Raw genomic sequence first — 22,667 nt, 5'->3', positions numbered from 1 at the left:
TACGGGCAGTTGATCCCCACCTAACTTTCTTTGCTTCCGCTGAATTTTGAAGTGAGGGTCTTACTGCCCGGCAAATAGGGGGATAAAAAAAGATGAGTCTCCTCATCTTTTCTTCTACTTTAACTTCCGTAACCGCAACGCTTCTTCTCGTGTCTCCATAAATTGATTCAATACTTTATTACCAATTCGATTGAAAGTAATCACATATAAAGCATCGATCATATTCAATTGCGTCATTCTCGAAGCAATACTCGCAATACGATGATCTTGTTCTACATCTGGCATACAAAGGCGAATATCCGCTTCTTTATATAACGGTGATGATTGATCTAGTTTCGTAATTCCAATAACAGTTGCACCTTGTCTCTTTGCATACTGCGCCATTTCAAGCACATCTTTCGTTCGACCAGATGTTGAAATCGCAACAAATATATCGCCTTCTTTTAAATTCGTCACAAGCGGCAACATCATATGAAAATCAGATAGCATCATCGCTGTAAATCCGAGCCTTGTAAATTTATAAGCTCCGTCCATCGCCGGAGTAGCTGATCCGCCTACTCCATAAAAGATAATTTTATCGGCATTTACAATACGATCTGCAGCTTTTTCAAGTTCTTTTTTATCTATCGCCGTCACGCTCGCCTCAATTGCAGCTTTATTCACATAAGTAACTTTATTAAATAAATCATACGGTCCATCTTCTGTATTCATCACTGAAAAATCGTTAATATTATAATCAGCAATCGTTAATTCACGAACGAGTGCTATCTTAAATGCTTTAAAACTTCCGATTCCAATCGATTTACAAAAGCGAACGACACTCGCTTCACTTGCGCCTGCATTCGTTGACACTTCTTTCGTCGTTAAATTCGGTACAATCTCTGCATTCTCCATTATGTACATGGCAACCTTCTTCTCAGCTGGTGAAAATTGATCCATATTACTTTCAATTTTAAATAGTAATGTTGAAGCTTTCACTATTTAACCTCCACTTCTTACGGTTGCGTTCACTTATTTTCTCTTGCTTCAAGAAGGTAATAACCATCATCGCCAGGAGGATGAAACACATTTACAATGCGATTCCCTTTTTGATAAACAGTTCTTTCCCCTTCTGTCCACTTCTTTTCCCAACCGTTCATCCAAATCGCAACATCAGGTAAAAAAGCAGTATATTTCAGCTTCTGACCGTACTCACCATCTGCTTCTTCCGAAAAAATAGAAACCGGAAAATCTTTCACTTTTGATTCTTTCCATGCAGTAAATGGTATACATACTGCAATAAGTACGATTACACCAATAACCTTCTCCTTCGTAATCTTCACACTTCCCTCTCCTTGTCATATCACATACATAGATTTTACCATAATTACAAACCCTTCATGCTATATGATCATTGCTTTTTGGAATAAAAAAAGAGCTTACCTACATCAGATAAGCCCTTCCTCTCTATACAAAATATTTCTTCAAAAGTGGCGGTGTAATAATCGTCGTCAATATAACAACAATAACAATCGCTGTGAAATTTTCTTTCGCTAATAAATTCGCCGTAAGTCCATTTGCAGCGATGATAAGCGCTACTTCACCACGTGATACCATCCCCGCGCCAATACTAATAGAAGATTGGAGATTAAATCCTGTCAGCCTTGCTCCTAAACCTGATCCGATTAACTTTGTGAAAATCGCAATGAGAGTCATAATAATAATGAACCAAAGCTGGCTTCCAATACCTTGAAATGTAATTTCCATTCCGATACTTACGAAGAATACTGGAACAAATATTGCATAAGCAATCGGTTCAATTTTATGTTCCACTTCATGCTTATACTCTGTTTGAGAAATAGCAATTCCCGCTGCAAACGCTCCAATAATACCTGCAATTCCCATCATTTCACTGTAATAAGAAAAAGAGAAACAAATAATAAGAGCCGCGCTAATTAACGCTTCTGTTACACGAAGCGGTACAAGCATTTTCATAATCCAAGGAACGACTTTCCAAGCAATAAAAACAATACTTACAAAGAAAATAATTTTCTTTACAATGACAAGTGTTATATTCACATCTTGTGTTCCTAAAAAACTCATTACAAATGCCAATAAAATAACGACAATGACATCATCAAATACGGCAGCACCTAAAATTGTTGTACTTTCTCTCGTATTCATTTTTCCTAGATCACGTAGCGTCTGGACCGTAATACTAACCGATGTTGCGCAAAGTAATAACCCTAAAAAAATGGCATGGGACTGTATTAATCCAAACAGCAATCCTGTTACATAACCACCGATGAAAGGAAAAATAATTCCACCGGCCGCTACTGCAAACGACGATTTCAAATTCCGATTTAACTCTTCTAAATCTGTTTCAAGTCCCGCCATAAACATAAGTAACAAAACACCAATCTCACTCAGTTCATCGATCAGTTCAGAACTATTAATAATACCAAGTACAGCCGGACCGATAATAATACCGACAATTAACTTACCAAGTACAGAAGGCTGACCAAGTCTCACACTAATGTCACCAGCTAATTTCGTACAAAGTAAAATGACGACAAGTTCAAAATAAAATAACATAGCATCTGCTCCTACTTTAACTTTAATCAGTGGGGTTCTCCATCCAAGTAGATTATTAACCCCCGTCCATTTCTGCAAGTAGTTTCCCCTATTGATCCGCATTTTATTTGTCATATTTTTATTTGACAAAATATTCTGAATTATATTAAGATTAATCCAGCAATTTTAAAAAAAACTACATACCATAACTGCACCTCCACTTCCTTACTTACTCTTTTTAATGGGCTCATACTATAGTCGCAGTTATGGAAATAAAAAAATGGGGGGAGAGTCCAAAGTGAAGTCATTATTACGAAAAAAAGCGCTTAGTACTGAATCACCAAAGCAGCTAGATAGAACATTAACTGCACTCGATTTAACATTTTTAGGAATCGGCGCCGTAATTGGGACAGGGATCTTTGTATTAACAGGTATTGTTGCAGCAAAACATTCTGGTCCTGGTATTATGCTATCATTCCTTATTGCTGCATTTACTTGTGCTTGTGTAGCCTTTTGTTATGCTGAATTTGCTTCTTCTATTCCTGTCTCAGGAAGTGTGTATACTTACGCATACATGACAGTCGGAGAAGTTGTCGCCTTCATCGTCGGATGGTGTTTAATGCTCGAATATTTACTTGCCGTTGCAGCAGTAGCTGTCGGTTGGTCTGGTTATTTGCAATCTTTACTACAAGGGTTCAATATACACCTGCCCGCCATAATCGCCTCAGCCCCCGGCGTAGGAAAAGGTGGTCTCATCGATTTACCAGCTGTTTGTATTTTACTCATCATTACTGCCCTTTTAAGTTTTGGTATACGCGAAAGCGCACGCATTAATAATATTATGGTTCTTATCAAGTTAGCCGTTATTATCGCTTTTATCGTAGCAGGCGCAAAATATGTAAAACCTGAAAACTGGACACCGTTCATTCCATTCGGATACGACGGTATTATTACTGGCGCTGCCACTGTGTTTTTCGCCTTTTTAGGTTTTGATGCAATCGCAACCGCTGCGGAAGAAACGAAAAAACCACAGCGTGATTTACCAATTGGTATTATTGGTTCCCTTCTTATTTGTACTATTTTATATATGATTGTATCTTTCGTTTTAACAGGTATGGTTCCTTATACACAATTAGACGTTTCTGATCCAGTTGCATTTGCATTGCACTTCGTTGGTGAAGATGCAATTGCAGGACTACTCGCTGTTGGAGCGATGACTGGAATGACGACCGTCCTCCTAGTCGTGATGTATGGACAAGTTCGCGTTTCATATGCGATGAGCCGTGACGGTCTACTTCCAAAAGCGTTAGCACGTGTAAATAAAAGAGTAAAAATCCCTTTATTAAATACATGGATTACTGGCGTCATTGCCGCTTTATTAGCAGGCCTTTTAGACTTACATTTGCTAGCGAATTTAGTAAATATCGGTACATTAACAGCCTTTACATTCGTTTGCTGCGCTGTACTTATTTTACGAAAAACACATCCTGACTTAAAACGTGGATTCCGTACACCTTTCGTACCTGTACTACCAGTTGTCGCGATTCTTTGCTGCTTATATTTAATGATCAATTTGTCTAAAACAACATGGATTAGCTTTGCAGTTTGGCTTATAGTCGGCTTATGCTTCTATTTCTTCTACTCTAGGAAACATAGTCATTTAGCTAACGAAAAAACAGATGATGAACAGAAAAAAGCATAACAAAATAGCTCGCCGATAAAACGGCGAGCTATCTTTCTGTACTATTATATTTTTTCGTTAACGATTGTAAAATGAAAAATATGCCGATGCAAGCTGTAAACCATGCCCAATTTCCTATTGGTGTCGAATATTTGACCATTCCAATACCCACAAGCACTAAGAAAATAATCACCTGATATATGAGCTTCCACTTTTGCATATATTCCCTCCTTTACTTCGTCCCCTTCTTTTTCTTCTTCCAGGCATTCAAACTATCAAAGAAGAAGTTAATAAATAACGTTCCTAATCCTGCTAATAAAAACGTCATTAAGAATAAAACCCAAATACTTTTATCTTTTAATAAATAATATCCTACAAGGAGCACAACCGCGATCCATACATATTCAAGAATTCTTTTTAGCTTTTTCTGTTCCAAATTATTCGCTCCTTCTTTCTATGCTACTTTTAGTATAACAAAAAAGAAGCCTATCATGATAAGCTTCTTTTCTTCTCTCTTATTTGTTCATACTTTTTTCAACGAGTGAAATCGCATATTCCATCGTACGATTCATCGTTTCTACTTGTGTATCTTTTACTTTCGCATCTTTTAACACAGATTCTGCCACTGTAATTTTTTGGCTCAATGATTTCATTGAACCGTCCGTTACATTTGCAGCTTGCGCTTTTTTCACTACTGCTTTTGCAGATTCAATATTAATTTGTAATTTTTCTTTCGGTGTTTTCAGTTGTTCTACTACTTTAGATTGTACAAATGTTACATTAGCTGTTTTTAATTCGTTATACGTTTGAACGATTTGCTCTCCCGTACTCCCTACATTTTCAAATGCTTGCTTTGCTATGTTAAAGCTTTTCTCTAATTCTTGAAATGCTTCTTTTGAATATTGACCTGGCTTGTCACCAAACTCATACGTACCAGCTAACACTTCTTTTACTTTTCCAAGCTCTTCAAATAGCGCATTTACTTGCTCTAACTTCGTACGGTTAGAAAACTCATTGTACGCTGCTAATACTTCTGAAGAACTTAACGCTTTACTATATAATTTCGCAAGCGCGATTTGTCCATTTAACGGAATACCACCATTTCCGTTACTATCAGGATCCGCTCCAAATGCAAATGGTACGTTCGGGTTATAAACTTTTCCTTGAGCTGACTGACTATTTACTTTTTTACCATCTACGTAAATTGCCACTTCGCTTCCATTATATGTTCCTGTTAAATGATACGTTTTGTTCGCTTCCAATTGAGCGCCAACACGTTTGTAGCTACCGCCAATGTGAGCCCATAATTCAACATATCCACTTCCTGTAGACTCAAAACCAATTCCGCCGCTCTCTGTATTTTGCAAAATACCTTGCCCGCGAATTTCATTCATTGAAAACACAGTTTCTAACGTAAACGTATTTGCTATTTTCTCTTTTTGTGCTGCTGAAAATGGAAGATATCCAAATGTATTTGCTTTTCCGTTTAACTTCATAGCATTCTTCTTCAATGCTTTATCATATTCAATAACCACATTGCCCTTCACATCACCTTTTGTACCAAATGGTGAATTGTCTTTAAATGTACCATCTGCAAAGTTTACATCAAAAACATCCGCTTTTGGTACTTTCACATTCGGGTCAATATTATCTTTTTTTGTAGTAATTTCTGCTGTTAACGGCTGCGCGGTTTCATTGCCAAATGAATCAATCGCAACTACTTCAAGTGTATATGTTTTCCCACCCTCTAACCCAGCAAGCGTAAACGTAAGATCTTTTGGTACTGGATCACGATAAAACTCTGAGAATGCTAATAACTTGTTTTTAATCTCTCCCGTTTGTTTATCCTTCGCTTGTACGCGATACGAATGAACGAGAAGGTTGTCCAATGCTTGTGGGAATGTTACTGTTGCTGCATTTTCTGTTACATTTGATACTGATAACTTCGCATCTGTCGAAAAAGATGGTTTTTCTTTATCACGATCTTCTACATGTGTAAAAGTTTCTTTCTTTGCTGGTAATTTAATTTTCCAAGGCTCACCTGTCCAAGAATTTGTATGGAAATCACGACGATTAATCGTTACTTCTTTATCGTCTACTTCTACTAATAAACCTTGGCTTAATGCACGCGATTCTAAAGGAATATTCCCTTGCACTTTACCGCCCTCTACCTCCATATAGCTTACAGAAGACGTACCAACAGATGTAAAGTCTTTTTGATGAATCGACCTTGGATCATCTAATGGATAATGTGAATGACCTGAAAACGTAATGACTTGTGGGTATTCTTTTAATACTGCATTAATTTTTGCACTATCCTTCGTTCCCCATTCTTGGCTACCGTACACTGTATCTTTAATATGTTGATGTAAAAATACGAAAATCGGTTTTTCCGGGTCATCTTTTTGCGCCTTTGCCATCTCTTCTTTTAACCAATTAATTTGTTTATCTGAATAATATCCATGTGTTGTCCCATTTTCTGGCGACATAACAAGGAAGTGATATCCTTTCACCACTTTATGATAATAAATTGATTCCATACCTGTTTTTTCTAAGAAACGCTTCTGTGCTCCCTCTACGGATAAACCGTTCCAATAATCATGGTTACCTAGAGAATTCATTCGCACCGCATCTTTATTTGCATTGTCATTATACACTTGCATGAAACGATCATATTGCTGCACAGACCCTGAATCAGTAAAATCTCCTACAATAACAAAAGCATCTTGCTTTGGTGCAAGCGTATTGAACTGTTCAATCGCTCTTTTCCAGCGAAACATATCATCTGTTCCACTATTTTTAATATGAACATCACTTACAACAGGGAAAACTATTTTCTTCTCACTTGGTGCCTTTTCTTGCTTTTTCTCTTCCGCTTTGACTGATGTACTCCACGGAAATGATACAAATGCTAATACAAAAACCATTAATAATCCAATAAGGCCTTTTACTTTTCTTAAAGCATTTCTGTCCACGTGAATCCTCCTCATAATAATTGATTCATTACAAGGGCTATTTTATCTAATACATGTTAATGTCGTTTAAATAACAAATGAACTTTATTAGATTTTTGTAAATATACAGTTAATTAGAAATTAAGTCCAACATTACTTGTACTATTGTATACAACCACCTTTTGTCTAAAAGAGTCTGATCATTCTTTTCCTATGACTATTCACATATAATCTTTTCTATAACACTAATGATAAGTTAAGGTTTAAGCCTATTAGACAATCTTAATTTTTAATATTTCCTTCTTTTTTTAACACATCGGCCATACTTTTACATTTAATAGTAGTAAAAGACAACTTAAAAGGAGGGGTTGTATTGAAGAATAAAAAAAATATTGGCTGTTTCGCTCCTTTATCTATTATTTGTCCAGACCCTTGTCCACCGTCCCCTCCTCCAAATCCAAATTGCGAGCGAGTAAAAAATGAATTTGCAGGGAATTTCCTCATAACTAATAACACCATCCCCTCTGCCAAAGATGCATCACAATCAATGATACTATGGCAAAGTGATGGGATACTACTTATATCAGGTACTGTCTCGGTTTACAATAGTACTAGCAGCACCGAAGCAATTACAATTCAAATCATTGGAACAGTAACCAATATTTTCACTGTGTTTCCTGGTAATACAATATCGTACACAGGAAAAGACCTACAGTCGATCAATATTATCAATATAACAAGTAATCTTTCACTATATTTAGAAGGCAAGTACTGTTGCGAATTTACATGTTGCTTATAGAATACCAATTTCATTATTTCCTTAATATAAAAAGCATACCGTTCACGGTATGCTTTTTATGAGATTGGATAACGTACTGTAATACAAAACTCTCCTTGATTAACAGTCGTTCCTGTCGTAGTAATTCGGACAGTAGTAAAATATCGGACAGTGAAAGTACCACTACTTTGTGGTTGTACAGTAATTGTATCAACTACTGTTGCACCTACTAAAAAATCAACTGTAATCGGGTTGGCACCTACATCATATTTCACATAACCTGAACCATATACTTCTTGCGTGATATTATTTGTATATACAATTTGAGTACCAGCACCTGTAATAGACCAGTCTGTACATACTTGATCTTGCACAAGTGTTTTATTAGAACAACAAGACAAACTGGAACTTCTCATTCCCATTTCGATCCTCTCCTATTCTGCTATGAAAGTGGATAACGTGTTGTAATACAAAATTCTCCCTGATACGTTCCAGCAGGTGTTGCAGGTAACACAACTTGTATAATATCAAAACGACGATACGTAAACCCGATACTCGTTCCTGGATTTAATGTTTGTGTATCTATTACAGTACCAGCAGAATCAAGCGCCTCTACAGTAATTGGGCCTGGTCCAACATCATATTTAACAAAACCAGTACCAATTACGTTTTGGTTAATATTATTTGTATAGAGAACATTATCAATTGCTGTTGCAACTACAGTAGCAGACCACGGACTACACACTTTATCTTGCACATAATTTTTATCTGGACAACAAGTTAATGCTGACCCTGAGCACTCACAAGACATAGTTGTTTCCCCTCTCTCTTTTATATTCCCTATATGTGTATGTCCCTCAGAGTCTTTTGCCTGTACTATTCATCTATTTTCAAAAAATATTCAAATGACTAAATAGATTCCGTTTTATTTCTTTTCTTCATATATTTATAGACAAAGATACTAGCAACGATAAGAATAACGCCTCCTAATATTGGTAGCATATATTGCCCAACAACATCCGCTGCCTTCTCCCAATGCGGACCTAATTTCATTCCAAAATAAACATACAAAGTCGTTAACGGAAACATTGCTATAAATGTATATATGCTAAATTTCCATATATTCATTTTCGCCATACCACATGGGACAGAAATAAGGGTTCGAACCCCTGGCACAAAGCGTCCAACAAATGCTACAACCGGTCCATATTTCTCAAAGAAATCATCCGCTTTTTGAATTTGTTCTTCTTTAATAAAGAAGTATTTCCCGTATTTTATTAATAGAGGACGACCGCCGTAATAACCGAGGGCATATAACGTTAAAGGTCCTGTCGTTCCGCCCAGTGTTCCAGCTAATACAGCGAGCCAAAAATTCATATCTCCCTCGTACACCCAATACCCAACCATGGGCAAAACTACTTCTGCTGGAATAAATTCAAACGTTAATGCTAACACAACTCCAAAATAAGAAAACTGCTTTAAAAACTCGATTATATCTAAAATCATTTGCTCCATATTTTTAACTCCTATCCTACGTTTACGTTATGCTTTTCTTGTAATTGAACTGGCGCCATTTTTACAATTCGGTTCAAAATAAATAACACAATTCCAATATCATCTAAAATACCGATAAACGGTAAAAAGTCTGGAATTAAATCAAGCGGCATCGCTACATAACCAACTAAAAAAGCGATAGATAAAATTTTCTTCTTTATTGAAACCTCTTTTGAAGTGAAAAAGTCAAATAGGAATGGAACAAATCGGCGAACATGAAATACAACTCTTAATCTACTAATAAGTTTTTTCATTTTTATTTCTCCTCTCTTTGTATACGAAAAGGACCCTACCAAATATGGTAAGGGTCCTCAAAAAGACAATAAGGGGCCTTTACCATTGCTGGTAAAGGTCTCACTAACAACGAAACGTTGCCAATAAAGCCGAGGGTTTCTCCCTGTAATGACGACTTTACTGTAATAAGTTACTCCCCTTTATACACAATTTTATACAATCACATTAAAATATTTCAGAGAGCTTGTCAATATATTTTATATCCCAATCCCTTCCGTAAAAAACAAAAAACGTATAGGAAATTTCTTACTATCTCATAATATACATAACCATTTTTGAACGAAAGGAGATGTTTCATTTGCATACCGTCTGGAAAGGTGCACTTTCACTTGGACTATTAAATATAGGAATTAAACTATACAGTGCCGTAGAAGAAAACGATATAAAATTTTTAAGTCTCCATAAAGAATGCTTAACACCTATTAAATATAAAAAATTTGCTCCTGATTGTACGGATGAAGAAATTGATGATACAGATATTGTAAAAGCCTATGAATATGCACCTCATAAATACATTATTATGGATGAAAAAGAATTAGCTGAGTTGCAAAAAGCTCACGAACCACGATCCATTCGGATTATATCTTTTGTCCAAAATAACGAAATCAATTCTGTTCTTTATGACCGTTCTTATTTTATAGGTCCTACCCCAGGACATGAAAAATCCTATTTATTATTAAAAGAAGCTCTTGAACGTACAAATAAACTTGGGCTTATTCATATTTCTATTAGAAAAAAACAACATTTAGCTATTATCCGTAACTTTGAAGATGGGCTAATGTTACAAACCATCCACTACCCTAATGAAATTCGCGAAATAACAAATACACCTAACTTACCAAGTAACGAAAATTATCCTATACAAAAACAAGAACTCACGGCAGCAATTAATTTAATCCACCATCTTACAAATCCTTTTGAACAAGAAATGTATACAGATGAATATAAAGAAGCCCTTACCGAATTAATCGAGAATAAAATTGAACAACAGGAAAAAACTGAAACAATCTCTCCAGCTCCGAACATCATTAATATTATGGAGACATTACAGGCAAGCATTGAACAAGCAAAAATAAAAAGAAACAATAAAACAGACAAAGAGGCCAAATAAAATTGGCCTCTTTTTCTTTAAAGCGGATTACATTTTGGCATTTCAAGTCCAGACGATTGAGCTAGTTTTAATAAGTAGTAACATTCCTCTCTTGCCATATGATCTGCCATTCTAGCTGATAATACACTTAATACTTCATTCGATAACTCGAGCTCTTCCACTTCATGTAAAAAATGCGAAAATAATTTCAATTCAAGTGAAACATCTTTCGTAAACTTCTTTAATGCTGGAAAATGATGAAGCTCCGTTCGTAAATATCCAGTCATCTCAACTGCCTTTAAGTAAAATTGTTCAAAATGCTTCGTAAATTCTTCGCTTTTCTCTTTCAATTTTTTTTCAACAAGATCTAGCCCACCAGAAATAGAACCTGCATGACCAGCCGCATCTGTTAACCAAACGAGATGATAATGTAATTCATGAAAAACAGGCGGAACTTCCCCTTTCTTCAAAAACTCTAAAACCGTTATATACTCTTCCACTTCGTTTACCATATGATTAATAAAAGTTGGCGTAAAATGAATAGTAATTTTCCCTTCCAGCTGTTTCTGTATAGTATCTAATTTAAACGCCCGAATCTCCTTAGCGGCTTGTTCTGCCTCTTTGGAGAATACCATCAGATTCACATTGCGAACTTTATTTAACAGATTCGTAAATGTTTCAACAAAGTAAGTAGCTTTCTTTATATCCTCTTTTTCCTTCGGAGCTAATGCATCCAGTAAAAATTGTGCATGATCAGTAAGTACCTTTAGCCAAAATTGATGCTCAAACAACGCACTTTCTTCATAACTTCTCTCCACTAAATCCCCTCCGTTTATTCATCCTTCTCTATCACTTGAAGTTTATATCCATCTGGGTCTTGTACTACAATACTCTTCTCACTTTTGTTTTCTATATATAAAATTTCATAAAACGTTAGCTTCTTTTTTAACTTCTCTATGTTAGAAATTGAAAATGTTATAACCTCGCATAAATTCGTAACACTCTTTTCTCTTCCTCCTAACATGCGATTCATAACAAAACTAATTCTCGTTGAATCGATATCATACCAAACCCCTGTAACATCTAATTGCGGCCTCAATGAACTAGGTGTTATTCCTAAAATCCCTTCGTAAAAATACAGAGTTTCCTTTAAGTTTTTTACTTCTAACACGATTAAATTCTTTACATTCTCCACATTCATTCCCCCTGTACTTATTACTTTTTTATATGTGTCATAAATGCTCATTATGTCTGAATACAATACGTAGTGATGAAGATATAGGGAGGTTTATTAATGGATAAATACATGAAATCATATGTGCCATATCATAGCCCTCAAGATCCTTGCCCTCCTATTGGGAAAAAATATTACTCTACCCCTCCTAATTTATATTTAGGTTTTCAACCGCCAAATTTACCACAATTCTCACCGAAAGAAGCACTACAAAAAGGAACTTTATGGCCTGTTTTTTATGATTATTACGAAAATCCTTATAAAAAAGGGCGGTGACTACTGACGTGAATCAACCTCTACCAGAAGAGTATTATCGACTTTTAGAGAATCTCCAAGAATTAGACTTTGTATTAGTTGAACTAACTCTTTACTTAGACACCCACCCAGACGATACAGCAGTTATTAACCAATTTAATGATTTTTCCTATAAACGAAGAGTATTAAAACAACAGGTGGAAGAAAAATATGGACCGCTTCAACAGTATGGAAATAGCTATTCTAATGCCCCTTGGGAATGGAGTAAAGGTCCTTGGCCATGGCAAATATAAAGGAGAGAAACTATGTGGATTTATGAAAAAAAATTACAATACCCTGTTAAAGTAGGAACTTGTAATCCAGCACTTGCCAAATTATTAATTGAGCAATACGGTGGTGCAGATGGAGAATTAGCTGCTGCACTACGTTACTTAAACCAGCGTTATACCATTCCTGATAAAGTCATTGGCCTCCTTACCGATATTGGTACAGAAGAATTTGCGCATCTTGAAATGATTGCTACGATGGTTTATAAGCTGACAAAAGATGCGACTCCTGAACAGATGAAGGCAGCTGGTCTCGACCCTCATTACGTCGATCATGACAGCGCACTTCATTACCATAACGCAGCTGGTGTTCCATTTACTGCAACCTATATACAAGCTAAAGGTGATCCAATTGCCGACCTATACGAAGATATTGCAGCTGAAGAAAAAGCGCGTGCCACATATCAGTGGCTTATCAACCAATCTGACGATCCCGACATAAATGACAGCTTACGCTTTTTACGCGAACGAGAAATTGTCCATTCCCAACGCTTCCGAGAAGCCGTTGAAATTTTAAAAGAAGAACGCGATAGAAAAATATATTTTTAATACACGTATCCTAGCGATATGTGTTTTTTTCACGTTAAAAGTTAAATCCTTCCTATTAAACATACAAATAGTATATTTATTCGATTTAATGCATTATTTTTTAATTTTTTCAAAATTCCCTATTGCTTTCTAGTCATCAGACCTTTAAAATAATAACAGTTACTCGACAAATTATTTGAATTTTCGACAAAAATACTCATTAGGAGGATTTTCTTTATATGCGTACAACTTTGAAACCAGCGCAAATACTTTCGATTAGTTTATTACTATTCGCAGTTTTCTTCGGTGCTGGTAATATGATTTTCCCACCCCTTCTTGGTCTTTCTTCCGGAGAAAATATGTGGGTTTCCATTACAGGATTTATTATTACAGACGTCGGTTTATCTTTACTTGCTATCGTTGCTGTTGCCCTTGCTGGTGGTAGTTTTAACACTTTAGCGAGCCGTGTTCATCCAAAATTCGCAGCAGTATTCGCTATCATTATTTATCTTTCAATCGGCCCACTATTTGTTATTCCACGAACTGGATCTGTATCTTATGAAATTGGGATTGTACCACTTTTCACAGATCAATGGTATTCTATGTTAGTTTTTAGTGCGATTTTCTTTACAGTCGTTTACTTCTTATCATTAAATCCATCCAAGCTAGTAGATCATATCGGTAAAATATTAACGCCAATTTTACTTGTAATTATTGCAATTATGGCAACAAAAGCGATTCTTTCACCAGGAACGTTTGCAGAGCCTATCGGTGACTATAAAGACATCCCGTTTTTCAAAGGATTTCTTGAAGGATTTTTAACGTTAGATGCAATTGGCGCTCTCGTTCTATCAACAATTGTTGTAAATGCAATTCGTCAAAACGGTATACAAGAGAAGAAATCTATCGCAAAATATACAATCATTTGCGGAAGCATCGCTGCTCTATTCTTAACAATTGTTTACTTCTTACTCGGTTATATCGGAGCTTCAAACGGAAACTTAGGGCAATTCGAAAACGGTGGTCAACTATTAGCTACTGTTATGTATCAATTCTTTGGGACAAGCGGTAATATTTTATTAAGTATCGCCATTATCTTCGCTTGTTTAACAACGGCAATTGGTGTTGTAAGTGCATTTGCAAATTACTTCACAACAGTGCTAACAAATGTTTCATACAAAAAGCTTGTACTATACGTTTGTATCTTTAGCTTCGTTATTTCAAACTTAGGATTAAGCTTATTAATTAAAATCACACTACCTGTATTAATTATTTTGTACCCAATTACAATCATTTTAATTTTCGTATCATTTATCGATAAATATACGAAACGTAAACCTTCTGTCTACATCGGAGCGATGATCGCAGCATTTATTATTAGCTGTATTCATGCACTTGATAATGTGGGAATGATACCAAGTTTTATCGCTAATATCGTACACACGATTCCTTTTTATAACTTAGGAATCGGCTGGATCGTTCCAGCAATCATCGGTGGTATAATTGGATACTTTATTCCGCAAACAGAAGCTGAAGGCGAAGTTTCTACCAAATAAAGAAAAGAAGCAAGCATGAAATACATGCTTGCTTCTTTTCTTTATTTTCACATCGTATGCTTAAAAGTAAATAACTCTTCTTTCGACTGCACAACAGATTGTTCCTCTTCTACAACATCCTTCTTTAGCTCTCCTCCTAACCTTACCTTCAACATCGCCTCTTCTATACTTTTTACAATCATATTTCCTGAAAAATAGTAAGCCCGAAAAATGTAATTGGGACGAGAGGAATCCATGGATGCACTGTTAATGATCTAAAGTATACTCCAATTAAACCTGACCATTCATGCGTATAAGATTCCACCTCTTTTATAGGTCCACCAAACGTAACAGTCCCACCAAAGAACACTTCAAGTAATCCTAAGTGCAGTAAAATAGTAAGAGTCTGCGTAAACTGCTGAAGAAATACGAGTATAAATGGCATATAGAGATGCGGAAAAATATGTTTTATAACAATATGTCTTCTCGATCCACCTAATATGCGCGCGGCATCAACAAATTCTTCCGTTCGCAATTTACGAACTTCCTTCGCAACATACAGTGCAATAACTGGCATTACAAGCAGTACAAGTAATACCACTTGAAACGAAGCCCTTTCAAAAAAGGTTGTTGTCTCCTCTCCGCTTCCAAATGAATTTGCAGATTGAAGAAAAAAATACGCAATCATAACTGTCGGAATAACTGTAAAACTATCAAAGAAAGCCTCAATTTTTGAAAATCCTCTTTTTATATACGTTCCGAGTACGACACCGAAAAACACACCTATTACCATTCTAAGTGCCGCAATTAAAATAGATATACCAATCGTCCACTTCGCGCCCTCAATGACTAAATGTAACAGGTCATACCCTTTCCGGTCTGTCCCGAGTAAAAATTGTAATGAAGGTGGAAACGGTGGCACTTGTGGATTTTCATCCGCATCATATTGCAATGTAACTTGTCTAATATGTCCATCATTCCATAACGTATTTCCGATGCTCAAAAGAACTAATAAGAGAAGAAACCCAATGCTTATCCAAAATCTTTTATCACGTTTTATATACGTCCACATATTATAATCTCTCCTTCATCGCAGCCGGAATGAGATAATGAAACAATTTAAATAAAATAAAAATCGGAATATATATAAGAAGCACACTAACGATGAAAACCTCAACTCTAATACCGAAATACGATTTCAAAAACATAAAAATACCACCCGTATTAAAAATCCATTCTATAATATATAAATTAGATAACATAAAAAAGATGTTCGTTTTCGCAAAGAATAATGTACTAAGCAACACATTTCGTAAAATATGACGATTTAAAATATGAAAGCGCCCCAGCCCTTTCGCCTTAGCAAATAGTACATAATCTTTTTCTAGTTCATTTTCAAAACGAAGCACGACCATTTTTACAAACATAATCGTAGTCGGAATGCTCAAACACAATATTGGCAACCCCCTAATCGACTCGCCTCCAATTGAAGCAATTTGAAAAGGTAAAAAACCTGTTTGTTTAAAAAACCATACAACTAAAATTTGTGATACTAAAATAAGAAGGATATCTGGAATGGATTCTAGGAAGATAAGAAATGATTTAATTCGATGTTGTATACGCGGTGAACTATTCATAATTACATAAACAATACAAAATGCTACAAATAATGAAATAAAAAAAGCAGCTAAAAAAATAATAATCGTTTCTTTATAATGGACGAACAGCTGCGGAAATAAAAATTTACCTCTCACATATTGCAAATTGGAAATATCCATTAAGTTCACAAACACTTCTTTTAAACTCTGTATGTACTTTGATACATCCAGCTTAAATCCATAAAACAATTTCGGCAGAGCCCCTAACATAATAATCCCCAAAATCGAAATAAGAAATTGAATCGTCACTTCCATTCCATTTAGAAAAACTTTTTTGACCACGTTTTCCCTTCTCTCTATATATAATTTACCCCTTAATTCTATTCTTAATTTTCTGAATTGTAAATATTTTAAAGACGAAAAATCACTAGGCTATGATCCTAGTGATTCTTTATGCGTATGCCCTTCTCTTTTCGCAAACGGCATATATAAAATGAAACATCCAATAAGCGCTGCAAGCTCTAATGAAATAATATAGTAAGGATGCGGTCCTAACATATCGAGTAATGAAGCAGTCTCTGGCTTATGAGCTAAAAACATATAATTACCGCCTGTTTTGTAATTTACAAACGAAACAAGCGGAATTAATATGTTTAAAAATATCATCGTACGCTTAATAGATTGCAAGGTCGGTCTATAGCCTTCCACCCAAGTCATAAAGAGTGGTGCCCAAATGAGCAATACATGCGCGATAAAATATTCAATGAAACGAAAATGCGGAAAAGCATATTGCAAATTTGGTGTTAAAATGGCTTGTGATGCACCAATAATTCCCGTAAAAAATACAATCTCATATATACGGTAACTTTTCGTTACAATCATAATCGATGCTAACAACAAACTAATCGTACATAACTCGAATGGTAATGAAGTGGCTAGCTCAAAAATCCCTGCTTTCCACTCCCACATATGCAGTCCAATTTCACTCCCTATAAATAGAAATGCAATCGCATATCGAACCGTTATATTCCACTCATTTTGACGTAATACATCTTGGTATTGATATAGGAAAAATATCCCCACCAACATAATAAATAATATAATGGCATGTTGCCTTGAATAGGGAATAAACGGTTTTAATGGATGCGCGCTAAAATAAGCTTCCATCTTCCTTCCTCCTTTCCTCCATACAATATTATTGTAAGAAAGAAACGACGAGTCAATTCATTTGCTTACACTAGGACAACCTCTACCTTACATTTACATATTCATACCTTACAAAACTGTAAGGTTATTGTAAGCTAAAACGATTTGTCAGATTCTTTACCTCTTCTATACTTAATGTAGATACTAAAACGAACGAAAAGGTGATAAATAGATGAAGAAGAAAAATAAAGTGTTAATTACTAGTGTAGTAGCAATCGGAATTGCAGCTGGATCATACTTTGCATTTGCTGGTGGCGGTTCAGAAGTAGCAATGGCATATAGCGGATATAAAGTAACTGAAAAACAAATCCAAAACGCGCAAAAATTTGGTGGCGAAGTTATTCCAAATGGAATTGAAACTATTTCATTCGATCCAACAAAAGGAACATATGAATTAGCTGTTAAAAAAGGCGATGAAGTGAAAAAGGGTCAGCTTCTATTTAAATACAATGATCCGACTGCGAAACAAGGTATAACAGAAGCAGAAATGCAAAAGAAAATCGCACAAAAAGAAGTAACATTGTTCCAAAAACAAATTGATGCAGCGAAACAAAAATTACAAAAAGATAAAAACGCAGGCCTTCCTGCTGAAGCATTAAAAGCATCAGAAGTTGAAGTTGGGCAATTAGAATCACAACTTGAAATGAAAAAGTTTGAAGTTGAAAAAGCTGATGAAATGATTAAAGCAGCAAAAGAGAAAGTAAACACTCTTTCTGTAACAAGTCCTGCTGATGGCGTAATTGATGATATCGTAAAAACTGCTGACGAAAAAACAGGTATGAGCGGAATTACTCTTCGTCACGCTGGTCAATTTAAAGTAAAAGGTCAACTTTCTGAATATGAGCTTGCTAGTATGAAAGTTGGGCAAGAAGTAACTGTTTCATCAAAAACTGTCGCTGGTAAGACTTGGACAGGAAAAGTAACAGAAATCGGTTCTACACCTTTAAAGAGCATGGATGAAAATAAAACTGTTTCTAACTATCAATTCACTGTCACATTAGATAATAGTGACGAACTACAAAACGGCTTCCACGTTTACGTAACAAGTAAATCTGGCGAAGCAACTGGTACCATTGTTCCGAAAAGCAGTATCGTGAAAAAAGGTGATAAAAATGTTGTCTTCGTTGTAAAAGACGGTAAAGCGAAAGAACAAGCAGTTACTGTTGAATTCGAAACTGATAGCGAAGCAAAAGTTTCTGGAGTGAAAAAAGGCGAGGAAGTTATCTCTAAACCTGAAAAAGACTTAAAAGATGGTATGGAGGTTGTCGCCCAGTGATTAACTTAAAAGGCATCACGAAATCCTTCCAAAATGGTACAGAATCCGTTCAAATATTACATGGAATTGACGTAACACTGAACCAAGGAGAATTCACTTCTATTATGGGACCTTCTGGTTCTGGTAAATCAACATTAATGAACATTATCGGTTGCTTAGATAAACCGACGACAGGTACGTACGAGCTGGCTGGACAAAACATTTCAAACATGTCTGAAACAGAACTTGCACATGTCCGTAATAAAGAAATCGGATTCGTATTCCAAAACTTTATGTTATTACCGAGACTTACAGCAATGCAAAATGTTGAATTGCCTCTTATTTATGCAGGTGTTGATAAAAAAGAGCGACGTGAACGCTCACTAGCAGCTTTAACAAAAGTAGGTTTAGCTGATCGTGCTACTCACTTACCGAACGAATTATCAGGTGGACAAAAACAGCGTGTCGCAGTTGCACGTGCAATCGTAAATAATCCAAAGTTCATTTTAGCCGATGAACCGACGGGAGCACTTGATACGAAAACGAGTACACAAATTATGGACCTCTTTTACGAATTAAACAAACAAGGCTCAACAATCATTATGATTACCCACGATCGTGAAATTGGAGAAGCTGCAGCACGTCAAATTGTAATTCGTGACGGAAATATCGTCCAAGATTGGAGAGGTTAATTTTGAACACGAGTGAAAATATACGCATGGCCCTTTCCTCTATCTTTGCTCATAAAATGCGTTCTATCTTAACGATGTTAGGTATTATTATCGGTATTAGCGCTATCATTACTATCATTTCAATGGGTGATGGTACAAACGCAAAGTTTAAAAAAGAATTAGGCCAAGGAAAAGATAATGAAATAACGATTTACTACGATAACTCTGACTATGGAACAGATATTGCCAAAATTACAGCTGATATGCTAAAACGTCTTCAAACTGTTCCAGGCGTTAAGGATGTGTATCCAGATGTACGTATGAAAGTAAAAGCAGCTTCTGGTTCAAAAGATGTCTCGCTTGATTTAATAGGTGGAACAGGCGACTTCATGACAGATTCGAAAATAAAATTAGTTCACGGTCGCGAATTAAACGACAGCGAATTAACACAAGCAATTCCTGCTGTTATATTAAATGAAGAAGCTTTCAATAAATTATTTAATGGTTGGGAATCAAATTTATACACTGATATAAAAGGAAAGCCGTATAAGGTAGTCGGTGTGTACGAAACGAAAAATGAATTCGGAATGGCTATGGCTGAAGGGTATACGTCACTTGAAAATGTCCCTGTCATTTCAGGAGTAACTGAGTATGACTCTGTAAAATTAACAATGACCTCCCCAACAGAGCGTAAAAGTGTAGAAAAACAAGCCGTTTCTGTTTTAAACGAAATGAAATCTCCTAAATTTGAAAATAAATTCAAAGCACAGGACTTAGGTGAATTTACGAAGCAATTAGACGAATCTATCGGTATGATGAAAATGGTATTCGGTGGTATTGCTGCTATCTCCTTACTTGTTGGTGGTATCGGTGTAATGAACATCATGCTTGTATCTGTAACAGAACGTACACGTGAAATTGGTATTCGTAAAGCACTTGGTGCAACGCGTGGTAAAGTATTAACACAATTCTTAATTGAATCTTGTATTTTAACAGGACTAGGTGGTTTCATCGGATTCATGCTCGGCATCTTCTTCGCTTGGATCGTCTCCATCTTTGCCGGATGGCCACTCGTTGTCTCAAAAGAACTTGGACTTCTTGCAGTAGGTATCTCTATGTTAATTGGTATTATATTCGGTCTACTACCAGCTAACAAAGCTGCAAAACTGGATCCAATTGAATGTTTACGATATGAATAAAAAACGCAGGAGTTTACACTCCTGCGTTTTTTATTCATCTACTAAATTGAGTTTCTTCTATTATATATGTTTCACGTTACAACTATCATTCTAATACTCTTCATTATTTATAGGTACTAAGGCTATTATCTAATTCTATTATTGCAAAAATACTATGTAACAGACGAAAATCAAGGCGTAATTTTTTCCATACTTCGACTGATTTTGTAACAATTATATCGATATTTTATTAAATTTCACCTCATTTATATATTTTCACGCCTAAAAAGATTATCGTTTCATAACTAAATTTCCATTCGAACAGTAAAATACGCCACTTTTGTAATACCATAGATATCATCAAGAAACATTACTGTAACATTATTAACGTTACAGTAATTGAAATGCTACTCATTTTGTGTTTTATATGCCCTAATACGCCAAAAAACAACAAGGAAGCGCTATCAGGATATTTATGGAATTGTTACAGAATATTAATGCCCCGTTACGAAAGCTTTGTAATTTTATGTTTTTCGCAAATAAGAAAATAATGGTTGCTATAATGAGGTCAACGAAAACAAATGCAATGGAGGCTATTATGAAAAAATTTATGGGTATAGCAACAGCAGCGGTTTTTGGTCTTGGGATTTTCACAACATCTGCTAAAGCAGAAACAATCGTAACGACTGACGTACTAAACGTACGAGAAAACCCAACTACTGAATCAAAAGTTGTAGGAAAATTATTAGATGGATATAAAGTAAATGTTTTACATACAGAAAATGGTTGGTCAAAAGTTCAATTGAATAGCGGTAAAGAAGCTTTCATAAGCGCTGACTATACAAAAGACACTTACTACGTAACGGCAAACGTATTAAACGTACGTGCTGGAGCAAACACAGACTCAGAGATTCTTGGTAAGTTGAAAAAAGATGATGTAATTGAAACAACACACCAAGTACAAAATGATTGGATTCAATTTGAATATAACGGAAAAACAGCTTATGTTCATGTTCCTTACTTAACAGGTAAAGCACCAGTTAAAGTTCAACCAGTAGCTAAAGTTGAAAAAACAACTCAAGTTCAAGATACAGCTAAAGTTCGTGAAGCAGTTAAAGCTCAGGAAGTAGCTGAAACTCAAGCAAAAGCTAAAGCAGTAGAAGCAACTAAAGCTCGTGAAGCGGCAGAAGCTCAAGCAGAAGCTAAGGCTCAAGAAGCAGCTAAAGCTCGTGAAGCAGCTAAAGCTCAAGAAGCAGCTAAAGCTCAGGCAGCAGCTGAAGCTCAAGCAGAAGCTAAAGCTCAAGAAGCAGCTAAAGCTCGTGAAGCAGCTAAAGCTCAAGAAGCAGCTGAAGCTCAAGCAGCGGCTAAAGCTCAAGAGGCAGCTAAAGCTCGTGAAGCAGCTAAAGCTCAAGAAGCAGCTGAAGCTCGTGAGGCAGCTAAAGCTCAAGAGTCAACTAAAGCTCGTGAAGCGGCTAAAGCTCAAAAACCTGCTACACAACAACCTGTTGCAAAAGAAACTGAAACAAGTGCACCATCATCTTCTCGTGAACTACGCGTTGTAGCAACTGCTTACACAGCAGATCCACTTGAAAATGGTTATAAAGCAGGCGACCAAGTAAAATCAGCTTTAGGTCACAACTTAACAGCTAATCCAAACATGAAACTTATTGCAGTTGACCCAAGTGTCATTCCATTAGGTTCAAAAGTATGGGTTGAAGGTTACGGAGTAGCAATCGCTGGTGATACTGGTGGAGCTATTAAAGGAAATAAAATCGATGTTTTAATGCCAGATAAAGGCACATCTAGTAACTGGGGACGTAAAACAGTTACAGTTAAAGTATTAAACTAGTTACCATATAAAAAAGAGTCAGTCTTATTATTGAGGCTGGTATTATCCCCTATAGGTAGACAGTAAAAAAAGAGTCCATCTGATATGATGGACTCAATACTGTTTTATCTGGAGGGGATTTTTTTATG

Annotated in this window: 26 protein-coding genes and 1 pseudogene; 11 read left to right on the top strand and 16 right to left on the bottom strand. The window is 35.9% G+C overall.

Annotated elements, in window-relative coordinates:
- Positions 1-114: 114 nt before the first annotated feature.
- From F3I02_RS13415 to F3I02_RS13405, 3 genes are all read right to left on the bottom strand, one after another.
- Positions 115-978 carry a MurR/RpiR family transcriptional regulator gene (locus F3I02_RS13415; protein ID WP_000648164.1) on the bottom strand — a complete coding sequence of 288 codons (864 nt, stop codon included), beginning with the start codon at positions 976-978 and terminating at the stop codon, positions 115-117.
- A gap of 29 nt (positions 979-1,007) precedes the next feature.
- Positions 1,008-1,322 carry a hypothetical protein gene (locus tag F3I02_RS13410; protein ID WP_000704958.1) on the bottom strand — a complete coding sequence of 105 codons (315 nt, stop codon included), beginning with the start codon at positions 1,320-1,322 and terminating at the stop codon, positions 1,008-1,010.
- Positions 1,323-1,446: 124 nt separating this feature from the next.
- Positions 1,447-2,652, bottom strand: coding sequence for a cation:proton antiporter (locus F3I02_RS13405; RefSeq protein WP_001174890.1), 1,206 nt, complete (start codon positions 2,650-2,652; stop codon positions 1,447-1,449).
- Positions 2,653-2,851: 199 nt separating this feature from the next.
- On the opposite strand from F3I02_RS13405, the gene bcaP reads away from it, so the two are divergent.
- Positions 2,852-4,255, top strand: a complete 1,404-nt coding sequence (gene bcaP / locus F3I02_RS13400; protein WP_000838709.1) for a branched-chain amino acid transporter BcaP — start codon at positions 2,852-2,854, stop codon at positions 4,253-4,255.
- Positions 4,256-4,283: 28 nt separating this feature from the next.
- Here bcaP and F3I02_RS13395 read toward each other — a convergent pair whose 3' ends face one another.
- From F3I02_RS13395 to F3I02_RS34650, 4 genes are all read right to left on the bottom strand, one after another.
- The gene (locus F3I02_RS13395) at positions 4,284-4,454 is read right to left on the bottom strand and encodes a hypothetical protein (RefSeq protein ID WP_001174854.1); all 171 of its coding nucleotides are present in this window, start codon (positions 4,452-4,454) and stop codon (positions 4,284-4,286) included.
- A 12-nt stretch (positions 4,455-4,466) separates the two neighbouring features.
- Positions 4,467-4,670, bottom strand: a complete 204-nt coding sequence (locus F3I02_RS13390) for a hypothetical protein (protein ID WP_000435800.1) — start codon at positions 4,668-4,670, stop codon at positions 4,467-4,469.
- Positions 4,671-4,749: 79 nt separating this feature from the next.
- Positions 4,750-7,209: a LamG-like jellyroll fold domain-containing protein gene (locus F3I02_RS13385; protein ID WP_196478054.1), complete on the bottom strand. Its 2,460-nt coding sequence runs from the start codon at positions 7,207-7,209 to the stop codon at positions 4,750-4,752.
- 261 nt (positions 7,210-7,470) lie between these two features.
- Positions 7,471-7,719, bottom strand: coding sequence for a hypothetical protein (locus tag F3I02_RS34650; protein WP_003300113.1), 249 nt, complete (start codon positions 7,717-7,719; stop codon positions 7,471-7,473).
- Between F3I02_RS34650 and F3I02_RS13380 the strand changes: the two genes are divergently transcribed.
- On the top strand, positions 7,604-7,987 hold the full coding sequence (locus F3I02_RS13380) for an S-Ena type endospore appendage (protein ID WP_231122449.1): 384 nt from the start codon (positions 7,604-7,606) through the stop codon (positions 7,985-7,987). The genes F3I02_RS34650 and F3I02_RS13380 overlap by 116 nt on opposite strands.
- A gap of 56 nt (positions 7,988-8,043) precedes the next feature.
- Here the strand turns inward: F3I02_RS13380 and F3I02_RS13375 are convergent, their stop codons facing one another.
- From F3I02_RS13375 to F3I02_RS13360, 4 genes are all read right to left on the bottom strand, one after another.
- On the bottom strand, positions 8,044-8,388 hold the full coding sequence (locus F3I02_RS13375) for a DUF3992 domain-containing protein (protein ID WP_000525819.1): 345 nt from the start codon (positions 8,386-8,388) through the stop codon (positions 8,044-8,046).
- 20 nt (positions 8,389-8,408) lie between these two features.
- On the bottom strand, positions 8,409-8,777 hold the full coding sequence (locus F3I02_RS13370) for a DUF3992 domain-containing protein (RefSeq protein WP_131250544.1): 369 nt from the start codon (positions 8,775-8,777) through the stop codon (positions 8,409-8,411).
- A gap of 98 nt (positions 8,778-8,875) precedes the next feature.
- The gene (locus tag F3I02_RS13365) at positions 8,876-9,481 is read right to left on the bottom strand and encodes a DedA family protein (protein ID WP_000437063.1); all 606 of its coding nucleotides are present in this window, start codon (positions 9,479-9,481) and stop codon (positions 8,876-8,878) included.
- Positions 9,482-9,492: 11 nt separating this feature from the next.
- On the bottom strand, positions 9,493-9,774 hold the full coding sequence (locus F3I02_RS13360) for a YkvA family protein (RefSeq protein ID WP_000733844.1): 282 nt from the start codon (positions 9,772-9,774) through the stop codon (positions 9,493-9,495).
- Positions 9,775-10,112: 338 nt separating this feature from the next.
- Here F3I02_RS13360 and ku point away from each other — a divergent pair, with 338 nt between their 5' ends.
- Entirely contained in the window at positions 10,113-10,925 is an 813-nt protein-coding gene (gene ku / locus F3I02_RS13355) for a non-homologous end joining protein Ku (protein ID WP_196478164.1), read from the top strand.
- 17 nt (positions 10,926-10,942) lie between these two features.
- Here ku and F3I02_RS13350 read toward each other — a convergent pair whose 3' ends face one another.
- Both F3I02_RS13350 and F3I02_RS13345 read right to left on the bottom strand, forming a co-directional pair.
- Positions 10,943-11,722, bottom strand: coding sequence for a DUF2935 domain-containing protein (locus tag F3I02_RS13350; RefSeq protein WP_000442439.1), 780 nt, complete (start codon positions 11,720-11,722; stop codon positions 10,943-10,945).
- Between the two features lie 14 nt (positions 11,723-11,736).
- Positions 11,737-12,165: a VOC family protein gene (locus F3I02_RS13345; protein WP_165498028.1), complete on the bottom strand. Its 429-nt coding sequence runs from the start codon at positions 12,163-12,165 to the stop codon at positions 11,737-11,739.
- Positions 12,166-12,198: 33 nt separating this feature from the next.
- On the opposite strand from F3I02_RS13345, the gene F3I02_RS13340 reads away from it, so the two are divergent.
- From F3I02_RS13340 to brnQ2, 4 genes are all read left to right on the top strand, one after another.
- On the top strand, positions 12,199-12,414 hold the full coding sequence (locus tag F3I02_RS13340; protein ID WP_000362188.1) for a spore coat associated protein CotJA: 216 nt from the start codon (positions 12,199-12,201) through the stop codon (positions 12,412-12,414).
- Between the two features lie 8 nt (positions 12,415-12,422).
- A complete protein-coding gene (gene cotJB / locus F3I02_RS13335) occupies positions 12,423-12,686 on the top strand; it encodes a spore coat protein CotJB (RefSeq protein WP_374058644.1) in 264 nt (87 codons plus the stop codon).
- A gap of 12 nt (positions 12,687-12,698) precedes the next feature.
- Positions 12,699-13,268 carry a spore coat protein CotJC gene (cotJC, locus tag F3I02_RS13330; RefSeq protein ID WP_000265278.1) on the top strand — a complete coding sequence of 190 codons (570 nt, stop codon included), beginning with the start codon at positions 12,699-12,701 and terminating at the stop codon, positions 13,266-13,268.
- 218 nt (positions 13,269-13,486) lie between these two features.
- On the top strand, positions 13,487-14,803 hold the full coding sequence (gene brnQ2 / locus F3I02_RS13325) for a branched-chain amino acid transport system II carrier protein BrnQ2 (RefSeq protein WP_001260942.1): 1,317 nt from the start codon (positions 13,487-13,489) through the stop codon (positions 14,801-14,803).
- Positions 14,804-14,850: 47 nt separating this feature from the next.
- Here brnQ2 and F3I02_RS13320 read toward each other — a convergent pair.
- The 3 genes and pseudogenes from F3I02_RS13320 to F3I02_RS13310 form a co-directional block, all read right to left on the bottom strand.
- Positions 14,851-15,854, bottom strand: a pseudogene (locus F3I02_RS13320) (ABC transporter permease).
- A gap of 1 nt (position 15,855) precedes the next feature.
- Positions 15,856-16,722: an ABC transporter permease subunit gene (locus F3I02_RS13315; protein WP_000239696.1), complete on the bottom strand. Its 867-nt coding sequence runs from the start codon at positions 16,720-16,722 to the stop codon at positions 15,856-15,858.
- Between the two features lie 90 nt (positions 16,723-16,812).
- Complete coding sequence (locus F3I02_RS13310; protein WP_000388683.1) at positions 16,813-17,547, bottom strand: YwaF family protein; 735 nt, start codon at positions 17,545-17,547, stop codon at positions 16,813-16,815.
- A gap of 211 nt (positions 17,548-17,758) precedes the next feature.
- Between F3I02_RS13310 and F3I02_RS13305 the strand changes: the two genes are divergently transcribed.
- The 4 genes from F3I02_RS13305 (at position 17,759) to entC (ending at position 22,539) form a co-directional block, all read left to right on the top strand.
- On the top strand, positions 17,759-18,862 hold the full coding sequence (locus F3I02_RS13305) for an efflux RND transporter periplasmic adaptor subunit (RefSeq protein ID WP_196478052.1): 1,104 nt from the start codon (positions 17,759-17,761) through the stop codon (positions 18,860-18,862).
- On the top strand, positions 18,859-19,533 hold the full coding sequence (locus F3I02_RS13300; protein WP_000609108.1) for an ABC transporter ATP-binding protein: 675 nt from the start codon (positions 18,859-18,861) through the stop codon (positions 19,531-19,533). Before F3I02_RS13305 ends, F3I02_RS13300 begins: the two co-directional genes overlap by 4 nt.
- A gap of 26 nt (positions 19,534-19,559) precedes the next feature.
- Complete coding sequence (locus tag F3I02_RS13295) at positions 19,560-20,711, top strand: ABC transporter permease (RefSeq protein WP_003300097.1); 1,152 nt, start codon at positions 19,560-19,562, stop codon at positions 20,709-20,711.
- A gap of 454 nt (positions 20,712-21,165) precedes the next feature.
- On the top strand, positions 21,166-22,539 hold the full coding sequence (gene entC / locus F3I02_RS13290) for a cell wall-binding protein EntC (RefSeq protein ID WP_196478051.1): 1,374 nt from the start codon (positions 21,166-21,168) through the stop codon (positions 22,537-22,539).
- Positions 22,540-22,667 lie beyond the last annotated feature (128 nt).

The sequence above is a fragment of the Bacillus sp. SRB3LM genome, assembly GCF_015712745.1.
GTDB lineage: Bacteria > Bacillota > Bacilli > Bacillales > Bacillaceae_G > Bacillus_A > Bacillus_A thuringiensis_K.
The sequence above is the reverse complement of the archived record's forward strand: the minus strand, read 5'-3'. Positions and strand labels throughout refer to the sequence as shown.